Source organism: Pseudomonas frederiksbergensis (assembly GCF_900105495.1).
GTDB lineage: Bacteria > Pseudomonadota > Gammaproteobacteria > Pseudomonadales > Pseudomonadaceae > Aquipseudomonas > Aquipseudomonas frederiksbergensis.
Map to the genome: position 1 here is coordinate 4,722,698 of NZ_FNTF01000002.1, position 16,594 is coordinate 4,739,291.

Genomic DNA, 16,594 nt, shown 5'->3' on the forward strand with positions numbered 1-16,594 from the left:
AATGCATTAGCTGCTTTGCGATTGCTTCGCAATCGAGCGGGAGCAAGCTCCCTCGCCACAGCGCCGTTTTTTTATGTCTGCAGCGAACACCTTACTTAGTAGTAGGCGTTTTCTTTCTGCGTGTGGTCGGTGACGTCACGAACGCCCTTGAGCTCGGGAATGCGCTCGAGCAAGGTGCGCTCGATACCTTCGCGAAGGGTGACGTCTGCCTGGCCGCAGCCCTGGCAACCGCCGCCGAACTTCAGCACGGCGATGCCGTCTTCGACCACATCGATCAGGCTGACCTGACCGCCGTGGCTGGCCAGCCCCGGGTTGATCTCGGTTTGCAGGTAATAGTTGATACGCTCGTTGATCGGGCTGTCAGCGTTGACCATCGGTACTTTGGCGTTTGGCGCCTTGATGGTGAGCTGGCCGCCCATACGGTCGGTGGCGTAGTCGACAACCGCATCGTCCAGGAACGCTTCGCTGAACGAGTCGATGTAAGCGGTGAAGCTTTTGAGCCCCAGCGCCGTGTCTTCGGGTTTTTCTTCGCCCGGCTTGCAATATGCAATGCAGGTTTCGGCGTATTGGGTGCCAGGCTGGGTGATAAAGACGCGGATGCCGATGCCTGGGGTGTTCTGCTTGGAGAGCAGATCAGCCAGATAATCGTGGGCGGCGTCGGTAATGGTAATAGCGGTCATGGAAACTCCTCGCAGGCTTGGGCGCAGTTTACGCCAATCAACGCGCCGCACAAAGTCCTAGTATTTTTGTCGGGAAAGCACACTGCATCACAGACACCTCAGAGATTCTGATAGCGGTTCATGTCCAGCACGCCCTCTTCCACCGGATCGGTCTCGTGGACGTACCGGTTCAGGTCATGAAAGTAGAACCAGAATTGCGGATGGCTGCGGCGAATCCCCCAGCGCTCGACGATTTTCTCGAAGCGATTGGCGTCCTTGGCGTTTTCCATCTCGTCCACGAACTCAGGCACTTGCTCGGCCGGGATGTTGAATATGAAGTTCGGATAGCTGCTGAGCACGCCCGGGTAAATAGTCGCGGTGTCGAGCCCAGGCTGATACCGCAGCGATTCACCGATCAGGAACGCAACGTTGCTGTGCGCGCGGTTGCGCAGCAGGCTGTAGACCTCACGCTTGCCGCTCGCGGTTTCGATGCGCAGCAGGGTCGCTTCCGGCAGTTGATCGATAACCTTCAGCCCGGCCGCCGGACGCGAAGTCAGGCGACTCAACGCCTGTTCGGCACTCTGCAAGACCGGGTCGATGTTCGGCCGTGAGCAATAAGCGCCAGTACAACGGTTGATCGGGTCCGGCCTGGCGTTGAGGTCGCCGTAGCGGGCCAGCAATTGCTGGGCGAAATCGCGTTTCGGGTCCTTTTCGTCCAGCACCAGCGCTGTCTTTTTGTCGTTATCGATGGCCTCGTAATTCAGCCACATCTTGAATTTGCCGCCGCTCTGGTACCAGTCGTCGAGGTAGTCGTCGCGCGAATCGGCCGGCATCAGGCGCAGGAAGTTCTGCTCGGCGCCGTTGCGGATCAGGTCGAAATACAGGCGGGTCTGGGCTTGATGGGAGACGTTGCCGAACACGTCGAAGTTGACCGCCAACTGATAATACGTGCGCTCCAGCAGCGGGAAGTCGAACAGCCACATCGTTTGCGGCACGTCACCGATCAGGCCTTTGTTCACCGAGGCACTGTCGAAATGCCGGAAGATCGTCAGCAAGGCGTTATCGTTGCCAGCCCATAACGTCGACCAGCTCGGCGCTGGCGCATCGGCGTAACTGTCACGGCGCAGCACCTCGTACTCGTTACGCTTGTCGCGGTAGTCATGCCACAGGCTCAGGATGCTGCCGACATCGTCGTTCTGCCCCGGCATCGCCAACAAAGGCGTGGCCTGGCCGCGGTAATTCGGATCAATGATGTAGAGATCGTGCTCAGGCGCCTGGAACAGTGCCCAGAAGTTATCGCGAATCACGTCAGTGGCGATCTGGCCGCGGCACACCGGCCCGCGAATAAACGTACGGACGAAGTATTCGGCGTTATCGAGCATGAATTGATAACGTGCCTGGGCCGGGATCGCCTCGAACGTGGTGAACGGATTGGCCCGACGTTCCGGCCCGTATCCCGGCAAGGCGTCGACTTGCCAGTTGCCGTTATAGAAGAGGCTTTTGATCCGCGCCATCTTCGCCGGGCTCAGCGGGTAAGTGATGTGGGTCTTCTGCACAATCACGCCTTGCACCGGCCATAAACGGTAATAGACCTGAGTGCCCGGATCGTCATTGGGACGACGGGTGTTGATCAAATCAATGGGCTGGCCGGTCGGCGTGCGCGAACGTACCCACTGAAAGAAATGCCCCGGCTCGCCGTCCTTGAAATAGAGATGAGCGAGAAACCAATGCTCGAACAACCACCGCCCCACCAGGCTTTGCCGTGCACCTGGGGCGTTGAGCAGGTTTTCCCACAGAACCACCTGCAACGCCTCCTTGGCGCTCGGTACCAGGCCTTGCTCGTCAATCGGCGCACCGGAGGCCAGCCAGCGCTGCAGTGTCTGGTACTGCTGATCGGTCAGGCCGGTGACCGCCAGTGGCATGCCTTCGTGGGGATGTGATTTGGCATAGCTATCGAACTCGGCCGGCAAGGCGCACATGTTTTCCCGGTTCAGGCCAAGGACGATGTCCTCCGGCAACTTGGCATTGGGTTGCAACGGGGTCTTGTGGCCCAACTCAAGCATCCGCGCCATCAACGCGGCCTGACTGCCTTGAGCGTCGAGCACCGAATAGAAGCCCTTTTGCTGCCAGGCGCGCTTATCGAAGGCGTCATAAAACAGCCGGGTCGGCGCAGCAGCCTGGCGGCGTTCGCCGTCGTAGACCAGGGTCTTGGTCGCACCGCGGGCCGCCCCTTCGCCACTGCCCAGATTGAGCTGACAGGCGGCGTCATAGCAGGCATGGCAGGCCACACACTTTTCGGTGAAGATCGGCTGTATGTCGCGGCTATAGGAAATAGCAGAGGAAATGACAGAGGAAATGGCCGGATCCTGCGCGGCAGCGCCCCAGCTTAAAAACAGCAAAACCATGCTGATGACGCGATAAGACATATCCCTGGTCCCGATCATGAAAAAACGCCGCGATTCTACCGGTCTGCACCCCGCCCCAACATGAGCGATATTCATGCAAAATCGGGACATGCTCTAAAACCGCACAGGTTTGCTATTATTCCGCCCCTTCGTCATGGCCTTACCGAGTAGTCCAAATGTCCGATCGCAGCGTTCGCCTTCAAGCTCTCAAGCACGCCCTCAAAGAGCGCATCCTGATTCTCGATGGCGGCATGGGCACGATGATCCAGAGCTACAAGCTCGAAGAGCAGGATTACCGCGGCAAACGCTTCGCCGACTGGCCAAGTGACGTCAAGGGCAACAACGACCTGTTGATCCTGACGCGTCCGGACGTGATTGGCGCCATCGAGAAAGCCTACCTGGATGCCGGCGCCGACATTCTGGAAACCAACACCTTCAACGCCACCCAGGTGTCCCAGGCCGACTACGGCATGCAAGGCCTGGCGTACGAGCTAAACGTAGAAGGCGCGCGTCTGGCGCGCAAGGTCGCAGACGCCAAAACCCTGGAAACCCCGGACAAACCACGCTTCGTGGCTGGCGTGCTCGGCCCTACCAGCCGCACCTGCTCGCTGTCGCCTGACGTGAACAACCCCGGCTATCGCAACGTGACCTTCGATGAACTGGTGGAAAACTACACCGAGGCCACCAAAGGCCTGATCGAAGGCGGCGCCGACCTGATTCTGATCGAGACCATTTTCGACACCCTGAACGCCAAAGCGGCGATCTTCGCGGTGCAAGGTGTGTACGAAGAACTCGGCGTCGAGTTGCCGATCATGATCTCCGGCACCATCACCGACGCCTCCGGCCGCACGCTCTCCGGTCAGACCACCGAAGCCTTCTGGAACTCCGTGGCCCACGCCAAGCCGATCTCGGTCGGCCTGAACTGCGCCCTCGGCGCCAGCGAGTTGCGCCCGTACCTGGAAGAGCTGTCGAACAAGGCCAGCACCCACGTTTCCGCGCACCCGAACGCCGGCCTGCCGAACGAATTCGGCGAGTACGACGAACTGCCGGCCGAAACTGCAAAAGTCATCGAAGAATTCGCCCAAAGCGGCTTCCTCAACATTGTCGGTGGCTGCTGCGGCACCACGCCGGGCCACATCGAAGCCATCGCCAACGCCGTGGCCGGTTACGCGCCGCGTGCAATTCCGGACATTCCAAAGGCCTGCCGCCTGTCGGGCCTGGAACCGTTCACCATCGATCGCAACTCGTTGTTCATCAACGTCGGCGAGCGGACCAACATCACCGGTTCCGCCAAGTTCGCCCGCCTGATCCGTGAAGACAACTACACCGAAGCCCTGGAAGTCGCCCTGCAACAGGTCGAAGCCGGCGCCCAGGTGATCGACATCAACATGGACGAAGGGATGCTCGATTCGAAGAAGGCCATGGTGACCTTCCTCAATCTGATTGCCGGTGAGCCGGACATCTCCCGCGTACCGATCATGATCGACTCCTCCAAGTGGGAAGTGATCGAAGCCGGCCTCAAGTGCATCCAGGGCAAGGGCATCGTCAACTCCATCAGCATGAAGGAAGGCGTCGAGCAGTTCATTCATCACGCCAGACTGTGCAAGCGCTACGGTGCCGCCGTCGTCGTGATGGCCTTCGACGAAGCCGGCCAGGCCGACACCGAAGCGCGCAAGAAAGAAATCTGCAAACGCTCCTACGACATTTTGGTCAACGAAGTGGGCTTCCCGCCGGAAGACATCATCTTCGACCCGAACATCTTCGCCATCGCCACCGGCATCGAAGAACACAACAACTACGCTGTGGACTTCATCAACGCCTGTGCCTACATCCGTGACGAACTGCCGTACGCGCTGACCTCGGGCGGTGTGTCCAACGTGTCGTTCTCGTTCCGTGGCAACAATCCGGTGCGCGAGGCGATTCACTCGGTGTTCCTGCTGTATGCGATCCGCAACGGCCTGACCATGGGTATCGTCAACGCCGGCCAGCTGGAGATCTACGACCAGATCCCGGCCGAACTGCGTGACGCCGTTGAAGACGTCGTGCTCAACCGCACCCCGGAAGGCACTGACGCCCTCCTCGCCATTGCCGACAAGTACAAGGGCGACGGCAGCGTCAAGGAAGCCGAGACCGAGGAATGGCGCGGCTGGGACGTCAACAAGCGTCTGGAGCATGCGCTGGTCAAAGGCATCACCACGCACATTGTTGAAGACACCGAAGAATCCCGTCAGTCGTTCGCCCGCCCGATCGAAGTGATCGAAGGCCCGCTGATGTCCGGCATGAACATCGTCGGCGACCTGTTCGGCGCCGGCAAAATGTTCCTGCCGCAGGTGGTGAAATCCGCCCGCGTGATGAAGCAGGCCGTGGCCCACTTGATCCCGTTCATCGAACTGGAAAAAGGCGACAAACCGGAAGCCAAGGGCAAAATCCTGATGGCCACGGTAAAAGGCGACGTGCACGACATCGGCAAGAACATCGTTGGCGTCGTGCTGGGTTGTAACGGCTACGACATCGTCGACCTCGGCGTAATGGTCCCGGCGGAGAAAATCCTGCAAGTGGCCAAGGAGCAGAAGTGCGACATCATCGGCCTGTCCGGCCTGATCACCCCTTCGCTGGATGAAATGGTCCACGTAGCCCGCGAGATGCAGCGCCAGGACTTCCATCTGCCGCTGATGATCGGTGGCGCGACCACCTCCAAAGCACACACGGCCGTGAAGATCGAGCCGAAATACAGCAACGACGCAGTGATCTACGTCACCGACGCTTCCCGCGCCGTGGGCGTGGCGACGCAGTTGCTGTCCAAGGAATTGAAGCCGGCGTTCATCGAGAAGACTCGCCTGGAATACATCGAAGTCCGCGAGCGCACCGCTAACCGCAGCGCCCGTACCGAGCGCCTGAGCTACCCGGCGGCCATCGCCAAGAAGCCGCAGTTCGACTGGAGCACTTACGAGCCGGTCAAACCGACGTTTACCGGTGCCAGGGTGCTGGAGAACATCGACCTGAAGGTGTTGGCCGAATACATCGACTGGACGCCGTTTTTTATCTCCTGGGACCTGGCCGGCAAATTCCCGCGCATCCTCACGGATGAAGTGGTCGGTGAAGCCGCCACGGCGTTGTACGCTGACGCCCGGGAAATGCTCGCCAAGCTGATCGACGAGAAACTCATCAGCGCCCGTGCCGTGTTCGGCTTCTGGCCGGCCAATCAGGTGCGCGAGGATGACATTGAAGTCTACGGCGATGACGGCAAGCCGATTGCCAAGCTGCATCACCTGCGTCAGCAGATCATCAAGACCGACGGCAAGCCGAACTTCTCCCTGGCTGACTTCGTTGCCCCCAAAGACAGCGAAGTGACCGACTACGTGGGTGGTTTCATCACCACCGCCGGGATCGGTGCCGAAGAAGTGGCCAAGGCCTATCAGGATGCCGGCGATGACTACAACTCGATCATGGTCAAGGCACTGGCCGACCGTCTGGCCGAGGCGTGCGCCGAGTGGCTGCACCAGCAGGTCCGTAAAGAGTACTGGGGTTACGCCAAGGACGAGACGCTCGACAACGAGGCCCTGATCAAAGAGCAATACACCGGTATCCGCCCTGCCCCGGGCTACCCGGCCTGCCCGGATCACACCGAGAAATCCACATTGTTCAAGTTGCTGGACCCCGAGGCCTCGGAAATGAAAGCTGGCCGCAGTGGTGTGTTCCTTACCGAGCACTACGCCATGTTCCCGGCGGCAGCGGTCAGCGGTTGGTACTTCGCTCACCCGCAGGCGCAATATTTTGCCGTGGGCAAGATCGACAAGGACCAGGTGCAGAGCTACACCTCGCGCAAAGGCCAGGAATTGAGCGTAACCGAGCGCTGGCTGGCGCCGAACCTGGGTTACGACAACTAATAGAGGCAACTCGGTCGAGTGCCCGATCGTTCCCACGCAGAGCGTGGGAACGATCAATCACTGCAACATTGTCTATGCTTACTTCTCACACATTGGTGACGAGGGGTTTATGGACGATCCAGCCGACAACAAGCCGCCTACTTTCTGGCAAATGCTGCACAGCGTCATGGCGGCGGCGTTCGGGGTGCAGAGCGGGAAGAACCGGGCCCGGGATTTCACTCACGGCAAGCCCAGTCATTTCGTGATTCTGGGGATTTTGTTCACCGCGGTGTTTGCGTTGACGCTGTACGGCATCGTGCAACTGGTGGTGCATCTGACCGGGGTTTAACGCAATTGCGCTCGTGCACCGGGCTCGTAAACCGCGCCGCACATCAGCAGGAACGAGTAGAAAACTTTCAACATTAATCGTTCGAGCCCCCGGCGATTCGCCGCGCATCATAGCCAGCGAAGCCCCGGGAAACGGCGCTTGCCCCGGTTATTGTCCGACAAACGTCGGAATGGGGCCCGGACGGGGTCGGTTATTGATGGCTGACCCAAAATACCGCTGTGCCCACGACCAGGATGATCAGGAACAGAATGGCCCAAGCATCGACCGTGCTATCGGGTTTTGACGTTTTGGTAGGGTTGCTCATTGCATCGCCTCTTGTCGGTTTTATCGGTGATTGCATAAAGACTCGAGCACAGTTAAGACGATGATTGCCCGCACCACAAATGTGGGTTCTGGCTAATTGGTATTCATTAGTCGTTTTGGTTCTTTACATATACTCAAACATCACTTTTGCGCATAACTGCAAACTGGTATCTTGCCCCGGCTCCGTTGGGAGTGCGCGGCCGTGCGCGCAGAATTGCCGAGGCAGTATCGGAAACTTCTAGGCGAAAAACGCAACTGGATCCGACCGGCCCAAGCCTGAGAACAGGACTTATATGTACGTATATGACGAGTACGATCAGCGGATCATCGAGGACCGCGTCAAGCAGTTCCGTGATCAGACCCGACGCTATCTGGCAGGCGAGCTGAGCGAAGAAGAATTCCGCCCCCTGCGCCTGCAAAATGGCCTTTACATCCAGCGCTTCGCGCCGATGTTGCGGGTGGCGGTGCCTTACGGCCAACTGACTTCGCGCCAGACGCGAATGATGGCCAAAATTGCCCGCGACTATGACAAGGGCTACGCCCACATCAGCACCCGGCAGAACGTGCAGTTCAACTGGCCGGCGCTGGAAGACATCCCGGACATCCTTGCCGAACTGGCGACCGTGCAGATGCACGCAATCCAGACCAGCGGCAACTGCTTGCGCAACGTCACCACCGACCAGTTCGCCGGTGTCGCTGCCGACGAGCTGATCGATCCGCGCCCGTGGTGCGAGATCGTCCGCCAATGGACCACTTTCCACCCTGAATTCGCTTACTTGCCGCGCAAGTTCAAGATCGCCATCAACGGTTCGACTTCCGACCGTGCGGCCATCGAAGTCCATGACATCGGCCTTGAGCCGGTGCACAACGCCGCTGGCGAGCTGGGTTTCCGTGTGCTGGTGGGTGGTGGTCTGGGCCGTACCCCGGTGGTGGGCGCGTTCATCAATGAATTCCTGCCGTGGCAAGACCTGTTGAGCTACCTCGACGCCATCCTGCGGGTCTACAACCGCTATGGCCGTCGTGACAACAAGTACAAGGCGCGGATCAAGATTCTGGTCAAGGCCTTGACCCCTGAAGTCTTCGCGCAAAAAGTCGACGCGGAAATGGAGCACCTTCGCGGTGGCCAGACCACGTTGACCGAAGCCGAAGTGCATCGTGTAGCCAAACACTTCGTCGACCCCGAGTACAAGGCTCTGGACAACCAGACCCAGGCGTTGGCCGAACTCGATAAAGAGCACCCGGGCTTCGCGCGCTGGCGCACCCGCAATACCATGGCCCACAAGAAGCCGGGTTATGTGGCCGTGACCCTGTCCCTGAAGCCGACCGGTGTTGCACCGGGCGACATCACCGACAAGCAGCTCGATGCCGTTGCCGACCTGGCCGATCGTTACAGCTTCGGTCAGCTGCGCACCTCCCACGAGCAGAACATCATTCTGGCCGACGTTGAGCAGACCCAACTGTTCGCGATGTGGGGCGAGTTGCGTGAGCAGGGCTTCGCCACGCCAAACATCGGTTTGCTGACCGACATCATCTGCTGCCCGGGTGGCGACTTCTGCTCCCTGGCCAACGCCAAATCGATTCCGATCGCCGAGTCGATTCAGCGTCGCTTCGAAGACCTGGATTACCTGTTCGATATCGGCGAACTGGACCTGAACATCTCCGGCTGCATGAACGCCTGTGGTCACCACCACGTCGGCCACATCGGCATTCTCGGGGTGGACAAGAAAGGCGAAGAGTTCTACCAGGTTTCCCTGGGTGGCAGCGGAAGTCGCGACGCCAGCCTGGGTAAAATTCTCGGCCCGTCCTTCGCCCAGGACGCCATGCCTGACGTGATCGAAAAGCTGATCGACGTGTACATCGAACAACGTACCGAAGACGAGCGTTTCATCGACACCTATCAGCGTATTGGCATCGACCTCTTCAAGGAGCGCGTCTATGCAGCGAATAATTAAGAACAACGAAGTCGTCGACGAGACCTGGCACTTGCTGCCCAAGGACTTCAACATCGACGAGATCAGCAACTGCGACGACTACATCGTCCCGTTGCAGCTGTGGCGCGAACACAGCCGTATGCTCAAGGCCCGCGATGGCGGCCTGGGCGTGTGGCTGGATGCCGATGAAGAAGCGGAAGAAATCGGTGACGACGTGGAAAATTTCCAGGTGATCGCCCTGAATTTCCCTGCCTTCACTGATGGTCGCAACTACTCCAACGCCCGCCTGCTGCGTGACCGTTATGGTTTCAAAGGTGAACTGCGAGCGATTGGCGATGTGCTGCGCGACCAGCTGTTCTACCTGCACCGCTGCGGTTTCGACGCTTTTGCGATTCGCGCCGATAAAGACCCGTACGAAGCCCTGGAAGGTCTCAGGGACTTCTCGGTGACCTATCAGGCCGCCACCGACGAACCGCTGCCGCTGTTCCGTCGCCGCTGATCGTCAAACCTTGAACCCCTTCGCGGGGTTCAAGGCTCCCTCCTAGTACAGTCACGCCACGAACAAATCCGTTCAAAAACCTGCGCGCTGTTCCAATGCCCTGAACGCCACCCATGGGTTTTCAAGCCGGCCTAGCACTGCGCTCAATCGACTCAATACTTCGTCCGAAGCATCTGCCGCCTCCAAAAGTCGCCAGACTCGCGCCTGAAGCGACAGATAACTGACCTGAAAGTCGGCGGTCAGGCTCAGCCTGTCGATTGCGCTTAAGAACCGCGTACCGGAGGGTTTGTCTACCAGCCGCTGCCAAAGGGCTTTTCGGGACTGTTGCAGCGGTTCATCGCAGTCTCGTAGCCACACAATCGGCTGTCCATAGTCAGCACCTGGCGCGCTCAGCCATAAATTGATTCCCGTTTGTTCACGATGGCTGATCAGTCGGCGGAGCGTGTCCTCGTCTGTGAGTGGATTGCCCCAAAGCAGCACCCGATCCACCGAGACGGCCTGATTTATCACCGCGGGGGGAACGCGGGTGATCCGGTTATCACGCAAGTCCAGAGAGGTCATATAGGGCTCATCCCTGATGCCGATCGGGCACCGGGTAATCCGGGTGTCGCTGAGATTCAGCCGACGCAAGTCATTCATCCCGAGCAACATGGGGGGTACGCCCAAGGGATTTTCACTCAGGTCCAGCGTTTGAAGCCTGGTCAACCCGCTCAGCTGTGACGCCGTCTCTTCGGTGAAGACCAGGCCGGTAGCCTTGAGATTCAGCGACGTGAGATGAGTCAGGCTGAACATGGCCGTCGGCAGAACAGCCTGCACCTCACCCTCGGGGTCGAATTGGGTCAACTCGACACCCTCAAGATTCAAGGTCTGCAGATTCGGAAAACACTCCAGGAACCCATTCAAGGATTCACGCTCGGTCACGTGGAAGTGCGGCATCGACAACTCGACGACCTCGTTGAAGCGGATGTTCATCACCGGCAATCGATGATAGTCCTCGCCCGCCATGTCGAGCTTGAACCCGACAAGCTGTTCGCCTGAATAGACGCGCTGATCTTGCGATGCCCGCTTTCGCCAGAGGGTGATCAGCTCGTCAGCCAGCTCGATCCTGGTTTCACGCTCGTAGTCCATGGCGCTCTGAACCATGTTCTCGTTATGTACTTCAATCTGCTCTTCAGTTAGCCCCTGTGCCTCGTTGTCAGCTTCGTTCAGGAAGGGAATGTCCATTTCCACAATGTCTTGCGCCACCTGATCGATCCAGCCGCTCAGGTCGATGTTCAATTGTTGAAACGCCTGCTTCAGCGCGTCGATATGAGCCTGGGCCCTGCCACCGCTACGCAGTAGGACTTCATCGGCCTCAGCATCCGAGAAATCCGGATAAAGCTCCTTGAGCTGCAACCTCATCATCTCGTGCGTCAGCTCTTCGGCCTGAGGCGTACCGGGAAAACCGCCGCCACGCAGCCCTTGCGCCTCGAAGGACAGGCCGGAGTCCATCCTGCCCAGACCGAGCATGAATTCGGAACGCTGCATTGCCTGATCCCCGAGTTTCAGCCGCAATTCGTGGGCTGGATCAAGCGATGAAAGTTGCAGCGCCTCGCGTTCGTCCACGGACAGAACGTCAAGGAGTGCCGCATAAAAGTCCGTTTGCACACCGCGACTCAGGTAACGGCTCCCCACCTTGATCAACCGTCGAACATCGGGGGCGTCAAACGCACCGCTACGGTCCAGAACTCGGCTTGCGAGAGAACCGTCCTGGATTTCGATACGAAGGTTCTTTGGCCATCCGGGCAGATTTTTGAGGGAATGCAGGGCCAGCGTGTCGGACGCCGGGTTGACCACCGAGGGAAGGTACACCCCCTCATACGCACGATTGAGCCGTACATGCTGTTGGTATTGCCGAGCCTTGCTGTCGAGACGGCTGAACATTTGCCGGAGCTGGACTGCGTCGGAAGGGCTCTGGATATCCACGCCATAACGGTCAAGCATTTGCTCAATGGCGCTTTTGGGCAGGCCGGGGTATTGGCGCTGAAACAACCGGACCCACTCATGTTCCGAGTGCTGAAGCGCTTCGTAACGGCTGTTGAACTGTTCAACTCGCTCGCCCTGGGCCACAGCGGCTTGCTCGAGTTCCTGATCGATCCTGAAACGGCTGATGGTATCGGCCAGCAAAGGCGTCGGCGGACGCCCGGCCTGCATCAGTCGCAGCATGTCATCATCGACAGCACTGACCTTGGCGATCTGCGCCAGCATTTCATCGCTGAAAGACGCCACCGACGGGCCGAGTCCGCGCAGAAGCTCCAAGCGGGTCGACGGCACCCGGTTGGGTAATTCGGCAGCCGGAGCAACGGCCTGGTCCGGCGTCGGTCTGGCAACCTCCTCCCCCGGCGCTGCGCCAGGTTCACGAGCGCTCTCGGCAATGGCACCGGCCTCGGCCGCTTCACCCTTGAGCGCCGCACCTGCGCCGGCCAGCGGCAGCGCATTAAGCAAGCCAAATACCGTGCGCGTCACGCCCGCCGCTCTATCGCTCGATGTCGCACCGTTGACAACCTGATCAAGGCCATACCCGGCATCGATGATACCGGCCAGCACCAACAACCCTTCTCCGCCGGGCACGAACAACGCCAAAGGACCGAAACGGTTGATCCATTGCACAACCGGTTCGGTGACGGCACTCAAGTTATCCCGGTTGACCTGCGCATCGTCACGAATGGTGTTGACCCCGGCCAGGGAGGCCTCCTTCATGGTCAGGACCAACTGGGCAAACGGATCGGTGCCTGATGGCGAGTCATCGAAGCCGATGTATCGGGCAGGCTCCCAAAAGCCGTCATCGTTGAAGAACCCCGCCTCTTTGGTCAGCCGGTGTTCCCTCGGGTAGACCGCCATGCCGTCCATCGCCGTCAACACTCCGGCATGGAAAGTGCCGTCCTTGCGATCATCCTCGGCGAAGTGAGCGGCCAAGGCCTGTTTCGTATCGTCACGCCGGCCCTGCTCTACAACCCACTGGTGCAATTGCCCGGAGTCCTCAAACGCATGCAGGGGCGACGAGTTGCCGGGGATGTACAACACAATCCTGCCGCCAGGTTCACGGAAGCCCCAGATGTCTTTCGATGTGTAGCGATAAAGCTTCAAGCGTCCCGTAACAAGCATCGCAGGCACCCTGGTGGGGGCCTGTAATTGTTCGAATGTGAGTGTTGCCCATGCTTGATCCGACGGCAGCCCTGCCGCCTGCATGGCCAGTGCGAGCCCTTCCGGGTCCAGACTGTTCTCACCCCGCTGCAGTAAAGCGGCCATGACGAAGGCGGCTTTGGCCGAGGTTTTCAGTGCATGGGGGGCAGGTGCGACGATCACTTCGTCCGATGGCCAGGCTTGATCAAGATAGGCCTGATACAGATCCTTGAGAGCCAGCTCCCAGACCCACTTTTTGAAGTCCGCCGGTCGCACGGCGATCTGGTTGGCTGGCCCGAAGATTTGCCCGACGTTTCGGCGATAGAGGCCTTCATAACTGTCGTGGTTGCCATCGCCACTATCGGCAAACTCGTCGACGTGCTCCACGATCTGTATGGATGGCCCGATGTCAGGCGGCGTATACAACCCAAACGCTGTTTCACCGAAGCGCCCGTCACCCACGGTTTGATAGTTGGAAATCAGCACCTGCACCAGCGACATGGCACTCGCCACCCGTCCCTGGTGGATGCCGTTCTGCGCGGGATGCCCTTTGTAGTCGTAATCGAGGGTCACCAGCTGTGCGGTGGCGGGATCAATATCATGACCCCACTTTTCTTTGATCAGGTGTTCGCCAAACTGGCTGGGAGTGAGTGGCAGCGCAGCATCCATGGCGGACTTCAACACTTGGCGCATGCCGGGAGAGGTCAGTACATCGTCGGCTTTTTGAGGGTGGTCGATCATGGTGCATTCCATTGCAAGCATTTCAGGAACACCAGCCTAACCGACCACGGATCAACCGGAAGCGGGAGCGATCGACACATATCTCAGGAAAATTCGCAAACACCGTAAGGAAAATGGATGGACTTGAAACCCGCCCAAAAAAAATGAAACCGGGGAAGAATCCACGGTTTCATTTTTTAACGGTGATGCTTGTCGAGTATTACCAGAAGCGTTGCTGGGTCAACCGGCTCCACCAGCTCAGCAGCACACGATCGACCGAGCCACTGGCCGCCATGCCGATGCGCTCCTGCAGGCTTTTGCGTTCGGCGTAGTGCAAGTGGTACAGCTCGGACTTCTTCGCTCGTTCGGCGAGGTATTCATCGCTGGTCTTGAGTTCGTCCACCAGTTGCTTGTCCAGCGCGGCGATACCGAGCCAGATTTCGCCGGTGGCCACTTCGTCGATGGCCAGTTGCGGGCGATAGCGCGAAACGAAGTTCTTGAACAACTGGTGAGTGATGTCCAGGTCTTCCTGGAACTTCTCGCGGCCCTTCTCGGTGTTTTCGCCAAACACCGTCAGCGTGCGCTTGTACTCGCCGGCGGTCAGCACTTCAAAGTCGATGTCGTGCTTTTTCAGCAGACGGTTGACGTTAGGCAACTGCGCCACAACACCAATCGAGCCGAGGATCGCGAACGGCGCGCTGATGATCTTCTCGCCGATGCACGCCATCATATAGCCGCCGCTGGCCGCGACCTTGTCAATGCACACGGTCAACGGCACGCCGGCATCCCGGATACGCGCCAGTTGCGAGGACGCCAGGCCATAGCTGTGAACCATGCCGCCGCCGCTTTCCAGGCGCAGCACCACTTCATCCTTGGGCGTGACGAGGGTCAGCAGTGCGGTGATTTCATGGCGCAGGCTTTCAGTGGCCGAGGCCTTGATGTCGCCGTCGAAATCCAGCACAAACACCCGTGGCTTGGCTTCGGTTTTCTTCTTTTGCTTTTTCTCGGATTTAGCTTCGACCTTGCGCAAGGCCTTGAGCTGGTCCTTGTCGAGCAAGGTTTGCTCCAGGCGTTCGCGCAGCCCTTTGTAGAAATCATTGAGTTTGCTGACTTGCAACTGGCCGACCGACTTGCGTCGACCTTTGCTGCGCAACGCCGCGAAACTGGCCAGGACCACCAGAATGGCGATCACCAGTGTCACGGTCTTAGCCAGAAAAACTGCGTACTCGGCAAAAAACTCCACAGGGACTCCTTTAATACGATGCGCTGCATGAACGCGCGCGGGATGCCTCCAGCATACCCATGCGCCGCCCTGGCGGCCAGCCGTGAAACCTCTGGCAACAGCCCTGTATCGGGCATTTCAAACAAGCGTATGTTTTTTCATTGACAGCTTACCGTCATCCTCATAACCTCGCCGAACCTTCAACGTACCGGGATGACGCGGACGTGGGCAGTATCTACTTGATTCGACATGGCCAGGCCTCCTTTGGTGCAGACGACTATGACGTCCTGTCGCCGACCGGTGTTCGCCAGGCAGAAGTCCTCGGCCAGCACCTCGCCGAGCTGGGCATCAGCTTCGATCGCTGCCTCTCGGGCGACCTGCGCCGCCAGCAGCACACGGCCAACAGCGCGCTGGAACAGTTCGCTGCGGCAGGCCTGCCGGTTCCCGTCCTGGAAATCGATTCCGCTTTTAATGAGTTTGACGCCGACGCGGTAATCCGCGCGCTGCTGCCGGCCATGTTACCGGACGAACCCGAAGCGCTGCACATCCTGCGCAATGCCGCGCAAAACCGCGGCGAGTTCCAGCGCATCTTCGCCCTGATCATCGAACGCTGGCTGGCTGGCACCTATGACACTCCGGGCCTGGAAAGCTGGCTGGGGTTTGTCGAACGGGTGCAAGCCGGTCTGCAGCGGATCCTCGAAAGCGCCGACAACACCCAGAAAATCGCCGTGTTCACCTCCGGCGGCACTATCACGGCCCTGCTCCATCTCATTACGCAAATGCCCGCCAAGCAGGCGTTTGAACTGAACTGGCAAATCGTCAACACCTCGCTCAACCTGCTGAAGTTTCGCGGTCGCGAAGTGGCGCTGTCTTCTTTCAACAGTCATGCGCACCTGCAACTGTTGAAGGCCCCGGATCTCATCACGTTTCGCTGAGTCCGGACTATTGTGACCCTGGCTGTATTCACCCAGCTCTAATTACCCAAGAAAGGATCAAACCATGACCTCCGTAGCTGACGCCGTACAAGCAATGAAAGCCAAGTTCAACCCAGCCGCTGCTGCCGGTCTGGACCTGGTATTCGGTTTCCGCATCGACGACACCAAGAATTTCTCGCTGATCGTCAAGGACAGCACCTGCGAGCTGCAGGAAGGCGAAAACCCGGACGCCCAGGTGACTCTGGTGATGGACGGCGAAACCCTGGAAGGCATCGTCAGCGGCGAAACCGACGGCATGCAAGCCTTCATGGGCGGCAAGCTGCGCGCCGAAGGCGACATGATGCTGGCCATGAAACTGTCCGAGCTGTTCCCGGCCTAAGCGTGCCGCCCCCGACCTTCGGGGGCACGCCTGGCTGCAAATGAATCCCGCCCCTCGTGGCGGGATTCGTCGTTTTTCGCCATTGGAAAACGGCTACCTGTGGATTTGCCGTCTATATTCCTTCTGGCCGCATGCGTCAGACATCGGCTGCTTGCCTCGCTTTT

At 59.1% G+C, this 16,594-nt stretch carries 10 protein-coding genes; 6 read left to right on the forward strand and 4 right to left on the reverse strand.

All coding sequences use genetic code 11. The features are described 5' to 3' along the window. Positions 1-95: 95 nt before the first annotated feature. Entirely contained in the window at positions 96-680 is a 585-nt protein-coding gene (gene nfuA / locus BLW70_RS22135; RefSeq protein WP_046048486.1) for a Fe-S biogenesis protein NfuA, read from the reverse strand. Positions 681-778: 98 nt separating this feature from the next. Then, complete coding sequence (locus BLW70_RS22140; protein WP_074877585.1) at positions 779-3,085, reverse strand: fatty acid cis/trans isomerase; 2,307 nt, start codon at positions 3,083-3,085, stop codon at positions 779-781. Between the two features lie 155 nt (positions 3,086-3,240). Here BLW70_RS22140 and metH point away from each other — a divergent pair, with 155 nt between their 5' ends. The 4 genes from metH (at position 3,241) to BLW70_RS22160 (ending at position 10,012) form a co-directional block, all read left to right on the forward strand. Further along, positions 3,241-6,951, forward strand: a complete 3,711-nt coding sequence (metH, locus tag BLW70_RS22145) for a methionine synthase (protein WP_074877587.1) — start codon at positions 3,241-3,243, stop codon at positions 6,949-6,951. 109 nt (positions 6,952-7,060) lie between these two features. After that, positions 7,061-7,279, forward strand: coding sequence for a DUF2970 domain-containing protein (locus tag BLW70_RS22150; protein WP_074877590.1), 219 nt, complete (start codon positions 7,061-7,063; stop codon positions 7,277-7,279). Between the two features lie 596 nt (positions 7,280-7,875). Continuing rightward, entirely contained in the window at positions 7,876-9,534 is a 1,659-nt protein-coding gene (locus BLW70_RS22155; protein WP_074877592.1) for a nitrite/sulfite reductase, read from the forward strand. Next, complete coding sequence (locus BLW70_RS22160; RefSeq protein ID WP_074877594.1) at positions 9,518-10,012, forward strand: DUF934 domain-containing protein; 495 nt, start codon at positions 9,518-9,520, stop codon at positions 10,010-10,012. The genes BLW70_RS22155 and BLW70_RS22160 overlap by 17 nt, the downstream gene beginning before the upstream one ends. 72 nt (positions 10,013-10,084) lie before the next feature. On the opposite strand, the gene BLW70_RS22165 is transcribed toward BLW70_RS22160, so the two are convergent. Further along, the gene (locus BLW70_RS22165) at positions 10,085-13,915 is read right to left on the reverse strand and encodes a leucine-rich repeat domain-containing protein (RefSeq protein WP_074877596.1); all 3,831 of its coding nucleotides are present in this window, start codon (positions 13,913-13,915) and stop codon (positions 10,085-10,087) included. 199 nt (positions 13,916-14,114) lie between these two features. Then, entirely contained in the window at positions 14,115-15,137 is a 1,023-nt protein-coding gene (sohB, locus tag BLW70_RS22170) for a protease SohB (RefSeq protein ID WP_074877598.1), read from the reverse strand. A 203-nt stretch (positions 15,138-15,340) separates the two neighbouring features. Here sohB and BLW70_RS22175 point away from each other — a divergent pair, with 203 nt between their 5' ends. Then, on the forward strand, positions 15,341-16,051 hold the full coding sequence (locus BLW70_RS22175; protein WP_074877601.1) for a histidine phosphatase family protein: 711 nt from the start codon (positions 15,341-15,343) through the stop codon (positions 16,049-16,051). Positions 16,052-16,115: 64 nt separating this feature from the next. Next, a complete protein-coding gene (locus tag BLW70_RS22180; RefSeq protein ID WP_008154977.1) occupies positions 16,116-16,430 on the forward strand; it encodes an SCP2 sterol-binding domain-containing protein in 315 nt (104 codons plus the stop codon). Positions 16,431-16,594 lie beyond the last annotated feature (164 nt).